Source organism: Mycobacterium neumannii (genome assembly GCF_048452905.1).
Classification (GTDB): Bacteria; Actinomycetota; Actinomycetes; order Mycobacteriales; family Mycobacteriaceae; genus Mycobacterium; species Mycobacterium neumannii_B.
Genome location: NZ_JBCGVF010000003.1, coordinates 618,917 through 634,366, shown reverse-complemented (window position 1 = coordinate 634,366; position 15,450 = coordinate 618,917). Strand labels below are relative to the sequence as shown.

General features: G+C 66.0%; 16 protein-coding genes and 1 pseudogene. 10 read left to right on the top strand and 7 right to left on the bottom strand.

Translation table 11 applies throughout. The annotated features are described in order from the left end of the window. Positions 1-65 precede the first annotated feature (65 nt). A complete protein-coding gene (locus AAHH99_RS09310; RefSeq protein ID WP_418768398.1) occupies positions 66-875 on the top strand; it encodes an SDR family NAD(P)-dependent oxidoreductase in 810 nt (269 codons plus the stop codon). Here AAHH99_RS09310 and AAHH99_RS09305 read toward each other — a convergent pair. From AAHH99_RS09305 to AAHH99_RS09275, 7 genes are all read right to left on the bottom strand, one after another. After that, positions 872-1,999: an acyl-CoA dehydrogenase family protein gene (locus AAHH99_RS09305; RefSeq protein WP_418768397.1), complete on the bottom strand. Its 1,128-nt coding sequence runs from the start codon at positions 1,997-1,999 to the stop codon at positions 872-874. The two genes, AAHH99_RS09310 and AAHH99_RS09305, sit on opposite strands and share 4 nt — an antisense overlap. A gap of 1 nt (position 2,000) precedes the next feature. Continuing rightward, positions 2,001-2,651 (bottom strand): nuclear transport factor 2 family protein, encoded by a 651-nt coding sequence (locus tag AAHH99_RS09300; RefSeq protein WP_418768396.1) that lies wholly within the window; start codon positions 2,649-2,651, stop codon positions 2,001-2,003. Next, positions 2,648-4,297, bottom strand: coding sequence for a class I adenylate-forming enzyme family protein (locus tag AAHH99_RS09295; RefSeq protein ID WP_418768395.1), 1,650 nt, complete (start codon positions 4,295-4,297; stop codon positions 2,648-2,650). The genes AAHH99_RS09300 and AAHH99_RS09295 overlap by 4 nt, the downstream gene beginning before the upstream one ends. Next, complete coding sequence (locus AAHH99_RS09290; RefSeq protein WP_418768394.1) at positions 4,294-5,061, bottom strand: enoyl-CoA hydratase-related protein; 768 nt, start codon at positions 5,059-5,061, stop codon at positions 4,294-4,296. The genes AAHH99_RS09295 and AAHH99_RS09290 overlap by 4 nt, the downstream gene beginning before the upstream one ends. Before the next feature lie 73 nt (positions 5,062-5,134). Continuing rightward, the gene (locus tag AAHH99_RS09285) at positions 5,135-5,884 is read right to left on the bottom strand and encodes an SDR family NAD(P)-dependent oxidoreductase (protein WP_418768393.1); all 750 of its coding nucleotides are present in this window, start codon (positions 5,882-5,884) and stop codon (positions 5,135-5,137) included. Further along, on the bottom strand, positions 5,874-6,497 hold the full coding sequence (locus tag AAHH99_RS09280) for a TetR/AcrR family transcriptional regulator (protein WP_418768392.1): 624 nt from the start codon (positions 6,495-6,497) through the stop codon (positions 5,874-5,876). The genes AAHH99_RS09285 and AAHH99_RS09280 overlap by 11 nt, the downstream gene beginning before the upstream one ends. A gap of 2 nt (positions 6,498-6,499) precedes the next feature. After that, positions 6,500-7,342 (bottom strand): MaoC/PaaZ C-terminal domain-containing protein, encoded by an 843-nt coding sequence (locus tag AAHH99_RS09275; RefSeq protein ID WP_418768391.1) that lies wholly within the window; start codon positions 7,340-7,342, stop codon positions 6,500-6,502. 94 nt (positions 7,343-7,436) lie between these two features. Between AAHH99_RS09275 and AAHH99_RS09270 the strand changes: the two genes are divergently transcribed. The 9 genes and pseudogenes from AAHH99_RS09270 to AAHH99_RS09230 all read left to right on the top strand — a co-directional run. Further along, on the top strand, positions 7,437-8,510 hold the full coding sequence (locus tag AAHH99_RS09270; RefSeq protein ID WP_418768390.1) for an LLM class flavin-dependent oxidoreductase: 1,074 nt from the start codon (positions 7,437-7,439) through the stop codon (positions 8,508-8,510). After that, positions 8,507-10,000 (top strand): class I adenylate-forming enzyme family protein, encoded by a 1,494-nt coding sequence (locus tag AAHH99_RS09265; protein ID WP_418768389.1) that lies wholly within the window; start codon positions 8,507-8,509, stop codon positions 9,998-10,000. The genes AAHH99_RS09270 and AAHH99_RS09265 overlap by 4 nt, the downstream gene beginning before the upstream one ends. After that, a complete protein-coding gene (locus AAHH99_RS09260; protein WP_418768388.1) occupies positions 9,997-11,166 on the top strand; it encodes an acetyl-CoA acetyltransferase in 1,170 nt (389 codons plus the stop codon). Before AAHH99_RS09265 ends, AAHH99_RS09260 begins: the two co-directional genes overlap by 4 nt. Beyond that, positions 11,163-11,561 carry a Zn-ribbon domain-containing OB-fold protein gene (locus tag AAHH99_RS09255; protein WP_418768387.1) on the top strand — a complete coding sequence of 133 codons (399 nt, stop codon included), beginning with the start codon at positions 11,163-11,165 and terminating at the stop codon, positions 11,559-11,561. The genes AAHH99_RS09260 and AAHH99_RS09255 overlap by 4 nt, the downstream gene beginning before the upstream one ends. Beyond that, on the top strand, positions 11,554-11,955 hold the full coding sequence (locus AAHH99_RS09250) for a nuclear transport factor 2 family protein (RefSeq protein WP_418768386.1): 402 nt from the start codon (positions 11,554-11,556) through the stop codon (positions 11,953-11,955). Before AAHH99_RS09255 ends, AAHH99_RS09250 begins: the two co-directional genes overlap by 8 nt. Before the next feature lie 58 nt (positions 11,956-12,013). Further along, positions 12,014-14,035, top strand: a complete 2,022-nt coding sequence (locus AAHH99_RS09245) for an alpha-ketoacid dehydrogenase subunit alpha/beta (RefSeq protein ID WP_418768385.1) — start codon at positions 12,014-12,016, stop codon at positions 14,033-14,035. A gap of 11 nt (positions 14,036-14,046) precedes the next feature. Continuing rightward, complete coding sequence (locus AAHH99_RS09240; RefSeq protein ID WP_276019572.1) at positions 14,047-14,259, top strand: lipoyl domain-containing protein; 213 nt, start codon at positions 14,047-14,049, stop codon at positions 14,257-14,259. After that, positions 14,256-15,110, top strand: coding sequence for an enoyl-CoA hydratase/isomerase family protein (locus AAHH99_RS09235; RefSeq protein WP_418768384.1), 855 nt, complete (start codon positions 14,256-14,258; stop codon positions 15,108-15,110). Before AAHH99_RS09240 ends, AAHH99_RS09235 begins: the two co-directional genes overlap by 4 nt. 6 nt (positions 15,111-15,116) lie before the next feature. After that, positions 15,117-15,450, top strand: a pseudogene (locus AAHH99_RS09230) (NAD(P)H-dependent flavin oxidoreductase); the annotation flags it as partial.

Below are 15,450 nucleotides of genomic sequence, written 5' to 3'. Positions count from 1 at the left end.
CACATCACGTTCAATTGTTACACTCCGTGGGCGCGGGTGTCGCGAGATGACGAGGGAGGTTTGTCGTGGACCTCGGGTTGAGGGGCCGCAACTTCGTCATCGTCGGAGGAACGACCGGCATGGGGTTTGCCGCTGCCGAACAACTTGCCCACGACGGTGCCAACGTGGCGCTACTGGCGCGCGACGGTGAGCGTGCCGTCGAGAAGGCGTCTCTGTTGTCCAGCCGACATGGCGTCCGTGCGGTAGGGATCAGCGTCGACGCCGCGGTCCCCGGCGACGGTGTTGCGCACGCCGTCGATGAAGCCGCCGACAGGCTCGGCGATCTGCGGGGATTGGCAGTGACGGCGGGCCCGATGAAGCAGCAGGGGCCGTTCCTCGAGCACACCGACGAATCGTGGGACTGGTACTACCAGATGATCTTGATGGCGACTGTGCGCTCCTGCCGCGCGATCATTCCGCACCTGCAACGCACCGGCGGTGGCACGGTGGTGACGACGGCCGCGTATTCGGTGCGCGCACCGAAAGTCCTGATACCGCCGTACAACGCGCTCAAGGCCGCCGTCCTGACAATGTCGAAGATTCTCGCGAAAACGCATGGGCCCGATAACATCCGGGTGAACACCGTCTGTCCTGGATTGTTCGACACCGAGGTGAACGACTTCATCCGCGCCCAGCGGGCAGCGGAGTACAACGTGCCGGAGGAAGACGCGATCTACACCCACCTGTCCAGCAATCCCGCCTGGAACATGCGGGTGGCCCTCGACCGCGGAGGCCGCCCGAATGAGGCGGGGGAGTTGATCGCTTTCCTATTGAGCGATCGGGCGGCGTACATGACCGGCGCAGCGATCAACATCGACGGCGGGACCGACTTCTAGATCCCGACCCGGTCGGCGAGCAGGCCGCGATGGTAGGCGGGATCGCCCAGAAGATGCTCCGACGATTTCGCCCGCTTGAAGTACATGTGGGCGGGGTGCTCCCAGGTGAAGCCGATTCCGCCGTGGATCTGAATGTTCGCCGCGGCCGCTTTGGTGTAGACGTCCGAGCAGTAGGCCTTGGCCAGCGAGGCGGCGGCGGGAAGTTCGTCCAGTCGCTGCGCAGCGGTGTGCACCGCGTATTGCGCCGCGCCTCGAGCGCACTCGATCTCGAGCATCAAATCGGCACACTTGTGCCGGACCGCCTGGAAAGACCCGATCGGCCTGCCGAATTGACGGCGCGTCTTCGCGTAGTCGACGGCGATTTCCAGGCACCGCTGTGCGCCCCCGACCTGTTCGGCCGCAAGACAGGCGGCCGCGATGTCGAGCGCCTGCGACAACGCCGGCCAGGCCTGCCCCTCAGAGCCGATCAACTCGGCCGGGGCGTCGTCGAAGTCGATACGGGCCTGGCGCCGCGTCGCGTCAAGCGTCGAGAGCATCCGGCGCGACAGTCCCTCGGTGTCATCCACCGCGAACAGTGAGACACCGGAGTCCGTCCGGGCTACGACCAGCAGCAGGTCGGCAATATGACCGTCCAAGACGAACGTCTTGCTGCCATCGATGAACCACCGTGTTCCGCGGCGACGCGCGCTGGTGTGGATCGTCTCCGCACTCCACCGGCCAGACTGCTCGGTCAGGGCCAGCGCGGCGATGGTCTCGCCCATCGCGATGCGTGGAAGGTATCGAGACTGGGCGCCCTCGTCGTCGCAGCACATCAAGGCGCTACCCGCCATCACGACGGAGCCGAAGAACGGGCCGGGCAACAGGGCGCGCCCCGACTCCTCGACGACCACGCCCAATTCGGCGTAGCCATAACCGCTTCCACCGAACTCCTCACCAATGGCCAACCCGTGGAGCCCGAGTTGGTCGGCCATCTGGCGCCACACCTCGCGGTCGTAGCCTTCGGGAGTCTCCATGACGCGGCGAACTTTGTGCTCGGGTGACTTCAGCTCGAAGAATGCGCGGACTGTCCGGCGCAACTCTTTCTGCTCGCCGGTCGCCGCGAAACCATCTGTGATGCCGGACAACTCAACGGCTCCCTGCTTCGCGTCCGGTCGGGTCGACACGAGGATCGGGGCTGTCGCGGCGAAGGGCGCGCAGCCACGCCCCGACAGGTGCGGGCGCGCGAACCGGCGTACCGCGGCGACCGGGATCGGCGTCCCAGAAGGCCCGCCACGATGGGAACGCGTCGTGCAGGTTTCCGTCGTGCCGGGGTCGGCCCGGCCACCGCATCTTCTGCGCGCCCACCGGTGGGTCGGTGATATCGGACTCGTACCAGAACAGGGGTGTGCGCCTGAGGAAGTACCAGTGACCTTCCCGGCGCTCGTAGCTGTCCAAATAAGCGAGCATCTCGATCACCCACACCGACTCCGTCTCGAGGTCGTTGCGGGAGTAGACGAGTCCGGAGGCGGTGAGGGTGTCATGGATGTCGATGACGTGTCCGAGCACCCCGTGCGCACTGCCCAGCAGGTTGTGGCGGAGTTCGGTGTCATACCAGTCGCGCAATGCGGCACGGCCGTGCAGTTTTCCGGGCACTTTCACGTCAGCGACGAAGAGATTGACCAGCGCGTCGAGGTCCCGCATGTCCAATGCGACCGCGTATTTCGCCGCGAGTTGGCGGATTTCATCGAGTGCTTCGAGGCGTTCGATTCGCGCCTCGAGATCGGTCAGGGACGTCACGAGAGTTCTCCGGCCGCCATCAACGCCGTCAATCGCGCCTTGTCGATCTTGTTCGTGGTGGTGTAAGGGAGGAGGCTCGGATCGTCAAGGATCACCCAGTTCTTCGGCACCTTGTATGCCGCAAGCCGTTTTCGGCATTCGGTCACCAGATCGGCCGCCGACGCCGTGTACCCCTCGTTGAGCACTACCGCGGCACCGACGATCGCGCCCTTGTCGGCGTCGGGAACTCCGATGACGTAGGCGATGCGCACCGCGTCGATTCGCCCCAGTGCGGCCTCGACCTCCATGGGCGCGACGTTGGTGCCCGAGGTCTTGATCATCTCGTCGAGGCGGCCCGCGAAATACAAGTGACCCTCGTCGTCACGGTAGCCGGCGTCCTTGGTGTGCAGCCAGCCGTCGCGGTCGACCACCTCGTGCCACTGCTTGCCCACCATTCCGCGCATCATCGCCGTACCACGCACACAGATTTCGCCGGTGACGCCGTTGGGTACCTCCTTACCGGCATCGTCGACGATCTTGTGCTCAAAGCCCGGCGCGGCGACGCCCAGCGAGCCCCGTTTGGATTCGGGCAGTTGCTCGTGCGGCGGCCACCAGGTGTGAGAACTGCAGGTCTCGGTCATCCCGAGTTGTGCCACGCGCAGCGACGGGTCCGTGGTGCGTCGTCCGGGTGCCAGCAGCACCTGTTGGTAGCCCTCACGCAGGGTGGACAGGTCGGTCGACGCGAAGTCGCGATGATTGCTCAGCGCCGGACCGATATGCGGGAATCCCGTTGTATAGGTTGCCTTTTCACTTTCCAGAAGACGCAATACCATCCCCGCGTCGAACTTGTGCTCCGTGAGAATCGTGGCGCCCACCTGCATGGGGCCGAGAAATCCGAAGACCAGTCCGGCGACCCAGAAGAACACCATGGGCACGTAGATGCGGTCGCTGGCGTCCCAGTCGTGGGCGGTGGCGATGAATCGGGAATGGGTGATCGCCGTGCCGTGGGTGTGGATTATGCCCTTCGGATTCGACGTGCTGCCTGACGTGTAGATGACGAGCAGGTCGTCGGCGGCCCGCACCGTCGCCTCGCATGTTTCGCGGAAGCTCGGTGGGACGGGGTCGGGCCATCCGGCCGGCCAGCTGCGAGTTGTCTCACCGAGGGGAAAGACGTTGCGCAACTGGGGGAGTCGCTCGGTGCGCAGTTGTCCGTTGACCACCTGCCACTCGCCGGTAGCGGTCTCGATCCGGTCGAGCACATCTCGTCCGAGCAGCGTCTCCACCGCGAGCAGGGTGTGGATGTCGGCGTCGCGTAGCACCCAGTGCAACTCGGCGTGCTGGAAGAAGGTGTTGATCGGTACCGCGACGGCCCCGATGCGGGTGATCGCCAGGAAAGCCGTGACGAAATCGGTGCCGTTGGGTGCCAGTACGCCGACGCGGACGCCCTTGGTGACGCCGCTGGCGAGCAGTCGGGCCGCCATGTCGGCCGAACGGGTCTGCGCCTCGGCGTAGGTGATCCGTTCCACGGCGCCGTCGGCGGTGGCGGTCACCACGAGATCGTTGGAGCCGTAGGCACCGACGACGGCCGACAGCATGGCCGGTAGTACCGCGTCGTAAGGGAGCGGTTCGTATCGGAACACCGGTGTCGTCAGTGGCATCGACGTCATTCGACCACCCAGCGGGGTTCCCGCTTCTCGGCGAACGCGGCCATCCCCTCGTGATAGTCGGGGTGAGTCATCTGGTGCTGCAGGACGTAGCGGTAGGCCACGTCGTTAGCGGCGTGCAGGCCGACGTCCAGGCTGGCCCACATCGCCTTGACAGACGCCTGTACGGTCGCCGGCGACAGCTTGGCGATCGACAAGGCGATCTCGCGGGCACGTTTCTGGAGTCGCTGCGCCGGCACCACCTCGTTGATCAGGCCGATCTCATGCCCCCGCTGCGCGGTGATGCGGCCGTCTCTGCTCATCAGTCCGAGTTGCATCACCATCGACAACGGCATGCGCCGCAGCAGCACCGCCGGCTCGAGCGCGAACACGTTGCCGACCTGTAGATGGGTGTCGATCAGTTCGGCATGCTCGGCGGCGATGATGAGGTCGGCATCGGCTACCTGATGCAACGCCCCACCGACCGCCATACCGTTGAGCGCGCAGATCACGGGCTTCCACACGTTGTGGTGCAGCCGGGATCCAGGGACCTTGTTGCGAATTCCGCCTTCGGCGGTGGCGCGGATGTCCTGTCCGGCGCAGAACGCCCGGTCGCCTGCACCGGTGATGATCGCCACCCGGATGTCGGAGTCATCGCGTACCCGACCCCAAGCCCAACCGAGTTCCGTGCGTGCCAGATCGTCGGTGGCATTCAGCCGCTCGGGACGGTTGATGGTGATCGTCGCGACGTGGTCGCTGACGTCGAACAGAATCCTCTTCAGATCCATCGAATCCCCTGGGCTCGAACCGCATGCGGTGATGAACAGACTATCAGTGCATGTTCCATCGTTCTGTGAGTTACTACGGCATCCACTGGCCACCCGAGACCGAGATGAGCTGTCCGGTGAGGTGTTTGGCCGCCGGTGAGCACAGAAACGCGACCGTGCGCGCGACGTCCTGCGGTTCGCCGAGACGTCCCATCAGTGTCGATCCGCGCATATCGTCGAGCTCGTCGTCGGTCTTTCGCGACAGCAGCCACGGCGTTTCCGTGGTTCCCACCACCACCGTGTTCACCCTGACGCCGAACGGTCCCAACTGCACCGCCATCAGGCGGCTGAGACCCTCCACACCCGCTTTCGCGGCCGCGTACGCCGGCGGGCCGGTCCGGACGCCGTGCGCCGACACCGAGCTGATGTTGACGATCGTCCCGGACTTCTCCTGAACCATCTGGCGCGCGACCACCTGCCCCATCACGAACGCGCCCTTGAGGTTGACGGCGACGATGCGGTCCCAGTCCTCGTCGGTCTGGTCCAGGAAACTGCCGGGCAGAGTCATTCCGGCGTTGTTGACCAACGCCCGGACCGCTCCGTGAGCGGCGGCCAACTCGCCCATCGCCCGCTCTACCCCCTGCCGATCGGTGATCGACAGCAGCAGAGGGATTAGTTGGCCGTCCCGCGCGGCGTCTGAGGCTTGTGCGCGCGCGATCGCCTTTTCATTCACGTCGATGACGGCCGTGCGGTAGCCGGCGTCGAGCAACGTCTGCGCGATTGCTGCCCCGATGCCGCGCGCTCCTCCGGTGACCACCGCGACCGGTCGCGTCTCATCCGACACGGCGACTCCGAATGTTCCTTGCCTCACGCTCGATCCGGTCGATGGTCGGACGCACCAGGCGAACGGCATCTGCCATCATCGCGACCAGATCGCCCAGCCCGCCGTCGGCGACCCAGAGATCGATCGCGGCCCGATTTGCGCCGTTGATCACCGTGGCCGCCAGGCGCGGCCGCACATCGACCGCGGCATCGGCGTCCAGCCGCCGCGCGACTTCCGCCGTCATCTGGTCGATCCAATCGTCGTTGATGCGCAGCATCGTGGCGCGCAGGCCGGGCAGATCGCGGTACATCCTGGCCCGGGCCAAGAAGATGTCTGGGTTTTCGGTGATGGCCGCGGCGACCGCTTCCGACGTCTGGGCGAGTGCGTCACCCAGAGAACCCTTGTCCACGGCGCGAAATCGACGCGTGGCTTCCGCGAGGCGTTCGGCATACCCGTGAAAGAGGATGTCTTCCTTCGCGGCGAAATGGTGGAAGAACGTTCTCGGCGATACGGCTGCCAGCTCGGCGATCTGTTCGACAGTGGTCTGCTCGTAGCCGTTGGTGGTGAACAGTTCGATGGCGGCTGAGATGAGCGCATCGCGGTTTCGGCGGCCCCGGGCGCGGCGTTGGTCCATGGTCAGCATCCTGTCAACGTCGCGGTGCCCGAACTGAGGGAAACGACATCGCCCTGCAGGGTCTGGAACCGAACCGGACCGGCGCCGTCGCGCCAGATCTCGGTGCGCAGTTCGGACGCGAGCTTCACCGGTTTGGCGAAGCGGCAGCTAATCGAGGTGAGCGACGCCGGATCACCATTGCCGGCAACGTTGATCAGCGCCCTGGCCGCGAAGCCCAGTGTGCACAAACCGTGCAGGAACACATCGTCGAAGCCGAATCTGCGGGCAGCGGCGGGGTCGATGTGCAGCGGGTTGCGGTCTCCGCTCAGCCGGTAGATCGCCGCCTGCTCGGGTCGAACCTCGTCGGCATGGACCCCGTCGGGAGCGCGGTGCGGCGCCGGGGCGGTCGAGGCCGGACGCGTCCCGCCGAAGCCGCCCTCGCCGAGCACCATCGTCTGCGAGGAGGCGTGAAAAAGGGGACCGTCGGCGTCAGTGCCCGTCGATGTCACCTCGATGACCGCGTGCTTGCCGGTATCCCACAGCGCGGTCACCTCGGCATCGACGGAAACCTCGCCGCTGGCGGCCACGGAACGCTCGAGGCTCAAGGACTGCGCCGCATGCACGATCGGAGACGCGCCGAGGTCGAGTATCGCGCGCAGATCCTTGACCGCCCACCAGTTGGCGACCAGCGCATAGGTCGGCAACACGGCGGGGCCGACGTGTTCGTCGAGCAGATGGCGCTCTGCAGGCGGGCGTGCTCCGACACCCAGGGCGTAGAGGATGGCATCGGTGGGCGTCCAGCGATGTGTCGTCGGGGGCAGCCGGGTGCCGACCGCGGCGGGAGAGAGGGTCGCACGTGCGGTCACGCGGCCTCCAGTGATAGAACGGATTGACGATATTTGTTCAATCGTGCAATATAGTCGCAGTAACTGCAACTATATTCTCGGCGGAGGCAGCGGCGTGCGGTTCGGCGTATTCATCCTCGGTGACAAACCCAATCACCTCAGTCATGCGGAGGTATTCGCCAACGTGCTCGAGGAGGCGCGCTGGGCCGAGGAATTCGGCTACGACGAGGTATGGCTGGCCGAACACCACTTCTCGCCGTATGGGGCCCTGGCGGACCTTCCGCTGGTTGCGGCGGCGATCGCCGCGCAGACCGATCGGATCCGCATCGGCACGGCCTGCATGGTCGCGCCCTTCCACGACCCCATCCATCTCGCGGAACGAATCGCCATGGCGGACAACCTCAGCGGGGGTCGATTCGATGCCGGCTTCGGGCGGGGCTACCAGGCCCACGAGTTCAAGGGGTTCGGCATCCCGATGGATGAGGCCACCGCTCGATACCAGGAATGCGTCGAGATCGTCAACCGGTTGCTCACCGAGGAGAACGTCACTTACGACGGAAAGTACTGGCAACTGCAGGATGTCACCATCCATCCCCGCCCGGTGCAACAGCCGATTCCGGTGTGGGGGACGGTGATGAAGACGCCGTCGAGTTTCGAATGGTTGGCGGACAAGGGCTTCGGCGCCATCATCGGCAACCCGTACCAGGTCGACCCGGACCTGCAGGGTGCGTTGGACATCTATCTTCAGACACAGGAGAAGAAGGGGCTCGCCGCGGCCACCGGCAACGTCTGGGCCCTGCTGAACGCGTTCTGTCACGAAGACGACGGGTTCGCGCGGACATACCCGCGCGAGAGCGTCGAGTTGTCCATCGTGACGCACCGCAAGTATTCGAGCCCCTTCGAGCGCGGCGGGGACATCCCGGCCGATTACAAGGCGTACGCCGACTGGTTCGACAAGCACGACAAGCAGAGTTACGAGCAGGTGCTCAACTCCCATCTGACCCTGATGGGCGATCCGGACCGGATCATCGAGAAGATGCGCACCGTCGTCGACATGGGCTGGCGCAACATCATGTTGCGAATGTCGCGGGGCGGTGCGATGGACCGCGCAAAGGTCCGCGACTCCATGAAGCTGTTCGCCGAAGAGGTGATTCCGGCGGCGACCGAACTCGCGGCAGCGTCGGCTTGAGTCGGCAGATCGAAGCCCGTATCCGTGCCGTGTTGGCACTGGATCCGACCGCGCCGGCCATCGAGTACGAAGGCAGCTGGACCGACTGGAAAACGATCGGTGATATCGCGTCCGCAGTGGAAAACCGTTTGAAGGCAGCGGGGCTGGGCAGCGGTGCACCGGTCGGCCTGCTCCTTCGCAACCACCCGGCCATGGTGGCGGCGCTACTGGGAGTCCTGCTTGTCGACGGTTGCGTCGTCACGATCAACGCCAGCAGCGGGGACACCCGGCTCGCCGCCGACATCGAGCAGCTCTGGTTGCCCGCGGTGATCGCACTCGGTGCGGACTGGCGTCGACCCGCGATCACGGCGGCGGCCTCGGGCGCGCTCGGTCTGGAAGTCGGCACCGACCCGGTTGCGTTGCGGACGGTCGACGGGCTCGACGAGCCTGGTCCGGGTCCGTTCCGCCGGCGGCAGGCCGGTGTCGCAGTCGAGATGCTCACCAGCGGCACCACCGGACCGCCAAAGCGAATCCCTCTGTCCTATACAGCGTTTGAGCATACTATCGACGCCGCGGGCGCTCACTACGGCAGCGGCGAACCGGGACACCTTCGGCTGCGTTCCGGGGTCGCCATCGTCAGTTCCCCGTTGGTCCACATGTCCGGGCTGTTCCGCACTCTGCTCAACGTCTGTGAGGGGCGCAGGATCGCGCTGCTCGAGCGGTTTCGCGTGGAGGCATTTGTCGATCTCGTCGTGAGACACCGGCCAAAGGCGGTGAGCCTGGTGCCATCTGCGCTGGCGATGGTGCTCGACGCAGGAGTGCCGGCGGACGTCTTCTCCAGTGTGCAGGTCGTCACCGCCGGCACGGCGCCGCTTCCGGCGGACCTGCAGGAAGCGTTCGAGGAACGCTACGACGTCGCCGTGCTGCCCTCCTACGGGGCCACCGAGTTCGCCGGCGGCGTCGCCGGCTGGAACCTGGCGTTGCACCGCGAGTGGGCGAAGACCAAGCGGGGCAGCGTCGGCCGCCCGCAGGGCGGTCGCGAGGTCCGGATCGTCTCGACCGACGATGGTCGTGAGGTGCCGGCCGGAGTCCAAGGGCGCATCGAGGTGCGGACTCGCGGTGGTAAATGGGTGCGGACCACGGACCTTGGCCGCCTTGACGAGGACGGTTTCCTATTCGTGGACGGCCGCGCCGACGACGTGATCATCCGCGGCGGATTCAAGGTTGCCCCCGCCGATGTTGTCGACGCCCTGCGCAGCCACCCCGCCGTGCGTGACGCGGGAGTCACCGGTATCACCGACAGTCGACTGGGTGCTGTGCCGGTTGGCGCGGTGGAACTCGCCGACGGCGCCCACGTCGAGCCCGAGGAGCTGATGGATTTCGTTCGTCAGCGGCTCACCCGATATCAGGTGCCTGCGCGGCTGCTGGTCGTCGATGAGCTGCCCCGGACTCCATCGCTGAAGGTGAGCCAGCCCGCACTGCGCGAACTCTTCGAACAGGAGCCGACGTGAACGACAACCTTCGCGGCGCCGCCGCCATCGTCGGCGTGGCCGATGAGGTGTCGCCGTCCGGCGTCATCGACATGCCGCTACGTGAGCTCGAGGCCCGCGTCATCACCGCGGCACTCGCGGATGCGGGCCTGTCGCTCTCCGATGTCGACGGTCTGTGCACGTGCACCGGCGGCACTCTCATGCACTCGGTCGAACTGGCCGAATACCTCGGCATCACACCGAGATTCACCGACGCCACCCAGACCGGGGGCGCGAGCTACGGACTGTACGTCGAACACGCGGCGGCCGCGATCGCCGCCGGCCTCGCCGAAACCGTCGTCATCGTTTACGCGTCGACCCCACGTGCGGCCCGCAAGCGCGGCGACAAGGGCCTCGGGGTGTTCGCCACCTCCGAACGGCTGGAATGGGAGACCCCGTTCGGCGTCATGCTTCCGCTCAGTGCGTACGCGCTTGCCGCCAACCGGCACATGGCGGTGTACGGCACCACCGCCGAACAGCTCGCGCAGATCGCGGTCGACACCCGCCGGTGGGCGGCACGCAATCCGCGCGCCAATCAACGCGATCCGATCACCGTCGACGACGTCCTGAATTCCGGCTACATCACCGAACCCATCCACAAGCTGGAATGTTGCTTGGTCACCGACGGCGCCGCCGCGATCGTTCTCACCAGCGCCGCACGGGCCCGCGACCTCGGCGACCCGGCCTACGTGCTCGGCGCGACGTCGGCGGCATCGCACGCCATGATCACGCAGATGCCCGACCTGACCGTGACTCCGGGTGCGGTGTCGGGACCCGCGGCGTTCGCCGCCGCCGGACTGAGTCCCGGCGACATCGACGTCGTGCAGTTGTACGACTCGTTCACGATCACCGTATTGCTGGCCTTGGAGGATCTCGGGTTCTGCAAGAAGGGCGAGGGCGGACCGTTCGTCGCCGACGGTGTGCTCGCACCCGGCGGTGCCCTTCCCGGCCAAACCACCGGGGGAGGGCTTGCGTACACGCATCCGGGCGCGTTCGGCGCCTTCCTGCTTGTCGAAGCCGTCCGCCAGGTGCGGGGGGAATGCGGTGAGCGACAGGTTCCCGGCGCGCAAACCGCGTTGGCACACGGCACCGGCGGTGTGCTGTCGGCGACCTCCACCGTCATCATCGGAACAGAGGCAGTGCTATGAGTGAAGGGTTCCCGGTGCCGCAGCCCAGTGCGGTGTCGGCGCCGTTCTGGGCGGCGACGGAAAAGCACCGGTTGGTCATGCAGCGTTGCGACGCCTGCCGACGGCTGGTGTGGTACCCGCGCCACGTGTGTCCGCACTGCGGAGGCCTCGCGCTGCAGTGGGAGCAACTGAGCGGGCAGGGCGTGGTCCACGCGGTCAGCGTGCACCACCGCGCTGCGCATCCGGCATTCGCCGACCGGGTGCCCTATTCGGTCGTCCTGGTGGACCTGGAGGAGGGGGCGCGCATCATGTCGAACGTGTTCGGGGCGTCCCCGGCGGTGGGTGACGAGGTGTCGCTCGCATGGTTACCGCTCGACGACGGGCGCAACCTCCCGACGTTCGAACCCGATGAGTGAGGACCGGCTGCGGAGCATCCGCGAGGAGATTGTGTTGCGCCATGTCGCAGGCGAGAACGCTCGCGATCTCGAGGCGATCATGGCCACCTTCGCTCACCCCCGGTACGAAATCGTGCCCAGTGCAACCGTTTACGATGGTGACGCGGCGGTCAGGACGATGATCCTGCGACAGTGGGACGAGTTGCCGTGGATGCATTACGCCGCTGAGGCGATCTATCACGGCCCCGACGGGCTGGTGGTGGAGACCAGAACGACCTGCGCGGGCACCGACATCGACATGCTCAGCGTCAACGTTTTCGGATTCGACGGCGAAGGACTGGTTCTCGAGCGGTGCTATTTCGATCGGATGCTGTTCGCCGATCAAGTGACGGGCGTCAAGAGACAGAACGACTGAACATATTTCGTCATGTTGTAGAATCGCCGCAGCCGAAGTGCGCGGGCAAGGAGATTCAATGGCCACCCAGTTGGACACCGAGGCGCAGGCATCGACCAACGATCGCGCGATCGAGTTGTACCGCCTGATGAGCAAGGTGCATCACGCCGATCAGCGGGTCCGAAAAGGCTTGTCTTCGGGTGAGATCGCGATGAGTTATTGGCCCGTCGACGGTCAGGAGGCGATGTCGGCCGGTGCCGCGCTGGCGCTGTCCGACACCGATCAACTCGTCAGCACGTACCGGGGCCTGGGCGACGTCGTCGCCAAGGGCATCGACCTGGCCGGTTATTTCGGCGAGATCCTCGGTCGCAGCACCGGGCTGTCTCGAGGTAAGGCCGGCGCGATGGGAATCTCTGATCCCGACCATGGCATCGCGTGGACCACGGGCATCGTGGGGGCGGGTCCGCTGTTCGCGAACGGCATCGCACTGGCCGCGTCGGTCCGCGGCACTGGGCAGGTGGTACTGGTCAGCTTCGGCGACGGGGCCACCAGCATCGGCTACGTACACGAGGCGATGAACATGGCGGCGCTGTGGTCGCTGCCGGTGGTGTTCTTCTGCCAGAACAACGCGTGGGCGGAGTGCACGGCGATGTCGCGGTACACCCGGACCGTTGACTTGTCCGACCGTGCGGGCGGGTACGGGATGCCCGGCGTGACGGTCGACGGCACCGACCCCCGGGCCGTCCACGACGCCGTGTCAGAGGCGGTCGGGCGCGCACGAACGGGCGGCGGCCCCACATTCGTCGAGGCGGTCGCCTACCGGTTGCAGGGCCACTATTTCGGTGACGGCATGGCCTACGCCGATCCCGACGAACTGGCTGCCAAACGTGCCGACCCGCCGTTCGATCGCTACCGGCGGCGACTGGTCGAGGAGGGGATCGCCACCGCCGACGATCTTGATCGGATCGACGCCGAGGTATCGGAAAAGGTCGAATCCGCCTTCGCCGCCGCCCGCGACGCCGATCCACTCGAGGCCGAGGAGCTCACGCGCGATGTGTTCGCGGACAACGGGTCTGAGTTGGCCGCTGGCACGGCGACGCGTGTGCCGCTGCCCGACGGGGAGACCGAGGACCTCGGGTTGGTGCAGGCCATCCATCGCACCCTCGACCGAGCGATGGCCGCTGACGAGTCGATCATCTTGCTGGGCGAGGACATCGGCGATCGCTCCGGCGGCGGCATGTTCAAGATCACCGCCGGGCTTTCGGCCAAGTACGGCGAGGTGCGGGTGCGTGACACTCCGATCGCGGAGTCGTCGATCATCGGGGCGGCGCTCGGTGCATCGCTGGCCGGATTGCGCCCCGTCGCCGAACTGATGTTCATGGACTTCCTCGGTGTGGCGATGGACCAAATCGCCAACCACGCGGCGAAGGTCCGCTACATGTCCGGCGGCCGTCGAGGCGCGCCGTTGGTGATCCGGACAATGGTGGGAACCGGTGCCGGCCCCCAGCATTCGCAAGCCGTCGAGGCCTGGGCGATGCACACCCCGGGGCTCAAGGTCGTCTGGCCCAGTACCGCAGCGGACGCCGCCGGTCTGCTCAATGCGTGCCTGCGGGAGGAGGACCCGTGCCTGTTCATCGAATCGATGAAGCTCTACTACGGCGGCGGCAAGGGACCGGTTCCGGTGGCCGACTACGTCATTCCGCTCGGACAGGCCGATGTCAAGCGCGCCGGTAGCGACGTCACCATCTGCACGTATGGCGTGATGGTGCACGCGGCCCTGGAGGCGGCGAAAACGCTCGAGGACGACGGCATCTCGGTCGAGGTCGTCGATCTGCGGACCCTGGTCCCGCTGGACCTCCACGCCGTTCTGGATTCGGTAGGAAAGACCAAACGCCTTGTCGTGGCCCACGAATCGGTCGGCTTCTGCGGGCCCGGCGCCGAGATCGCCGCCGCCGTCGGTACCGAATTGTTCGGCGAGCTCGCGGCGCCGATCCAGCGCGTGGCGGGTACCTATACCCCGGTTCCGCGGGCCGCGACCTTGGAGGCGGCCTGTCGGCCGAGCGCGGCCCAGCTCGTCGATGCCGTGAGGAGGGTCGTGTGACAGAGGTTCGGATGCCCAAACCGGGAGATGCGATCACCGAAGCCGAGGTGACAGAGTTGTACGTCGCCGATGGCGAGTCCGCGGTCGAAGGTGATCCTCTGTATGCCATCGCCACCGACAAGGCCGAAATGGACGTCGAGGCACCGGCGTCCGGCGTGGTGACGTGGAAGGTGGAAGTCGGGGGCACCTACGACGTCGGCGAACTCGTTGCCGTGATCTCATGACCGGATTACCGGACGCACTGACGGTCGACCTGGGGGCACCCGAGTTGATCGGCGAAATCGCCGGCGACACCCTCACCGTCACCATCAACCGTCCGGAGAAACGGAACGCGGTCACCGCCGATGGCTACCACGGGATCAAACGCGCCGCGATGATCGTCGCCGATGAACCAGACCTCCAGTTCCTGATCGTCACCGGAACCGGCGATGTCTTCTGCGCCGGTGGCGACATGAACTCGGTGAGCAATCCGGACCGGTCGTGGGACGCGTTCACCGAGGCGTACGACGCGACACCTTTCGAAGTACTCGGCAAGATTCCCAAGATCGTGGTGTGCGCCGTGAACGGCATCGCGATGGGCGGCGGCCTGGTGATGACGCTGTTCGCCGACCTCGTGATCGCGTCGGACCGGGCTCGCCTTCGGGTTCCCGATCTGACCCGTGGGGTCTACGAAGCTTTCGTCGCCGCCCGTATCCCGCAACGCATCGGAACATTGCGCGCCAACCACATGATCTACGGAAATGACTGGCTCGACGCCGCCGACGCCGAGCGTTACGGGCTGGTCGGCAAGATCGTGCCCCACGACAGCCTCGCCGCAGAAACACAGGCGCTACTGGACCGGGTCCGCAACACCGGTCCCGCGGCACGTGCGGCGATGAAGCGCGAAATGGCACGTGCTCTGCCCGCCGTCGACGTCAGTGGTTACTGGTCGTCGATCGGGACCTCTGAACAGATCGAGGCGTTCTCCGCCTTCCTCGAAAAGCGTTCGCCGCGTTGGTCGGTGAATTCGGATCGTGATGCGTTCGTGCAGACCCGCAGGCCGCAGTGGATGTCGTCTGACTCCGGAAAGGATTAGCTGCCGTTGATCACCACAAGATTCACCGAGGAGTTCGGTGTCGAGCACCCAATTGTTCAGGGTGGGATGCAGTGGGTTGGCCGCGCGGAACTCGTTGCGGCAGTGGCGAATGCGGGCGCGCTCGGCTTCATCACCGCGCTGACTCAGCCGACACCGGCCGACCTGGCCAAGGAGATCGCCAAGTGCCGCGATCTGACCGACAAGCCGTTCGGGGTCAACCTGACGATCCTGCCGACGATCAACCCGCCGCCATATGACGAGTACCGGCAGGTGATCGTCGACTCGGGCATCAAGATCGTCGAGACCGCGGGTTCGAACCCGGCGCCGCATCTGCCGATGT

Coding starts and splice junctions, on each gene's coding strand:
- AAHH99_RS09240 (WP_276019572.1), top strand. CDS start 14,047: ATGCCCAAACCGGGAGATGCGATCACCGAAGCCGAGGTGACAGAGTTG.
- AAHH99_RS09295 (WP_418768395.1), bottom strand. CDS start 4,297: ATGACGTCGATGCCACTGACGACACCGGTGTTCCGATACGAACCGCTC.
- AAHH99_RS09280 (WP_418768392.1), bottom strand. CDS start 6,497: ATGGACCAACGCCGCGCCCGGGGCCGCCGAAACCGCGATGCGCTCATC.
- AAHH99_RS09250 (WP_418768386.1), top strand. CDS start 11,554: ATGAGTGAGGACCGGCTGCGGAGCATCCGCGAGGAGATTGTGTTGCGC.
- AAHH99_RS09290 (WP_418768394.1), bottom strand. CDS start 5,061: ATGGATCTGAAGAGGATTCTGTTCGACGTCAGCGACCACGTCGCGACG.
- AAHH99_RS09235 (WP_418768384.1), top strand. CDS start 14,256: ATGACCGGATTACCGGACGCACTGACGGTCGACCTGGGGGCACCCGAG.
- AAHH99_RS09245 (WP_418768385.1), top strand. CDS start 12,014: ATGGCCACCCAGTTGGACACCGAGGCGCAGGCATCGACCAACGATCGC.
- AAHH99_RS09255 (WP_418768387.1), top strand. CDS start 11,163: ATGAGTGAAGGGTTCCCGGTGCCGCAGCCCAGTGCGGTGTCGGCGCCG.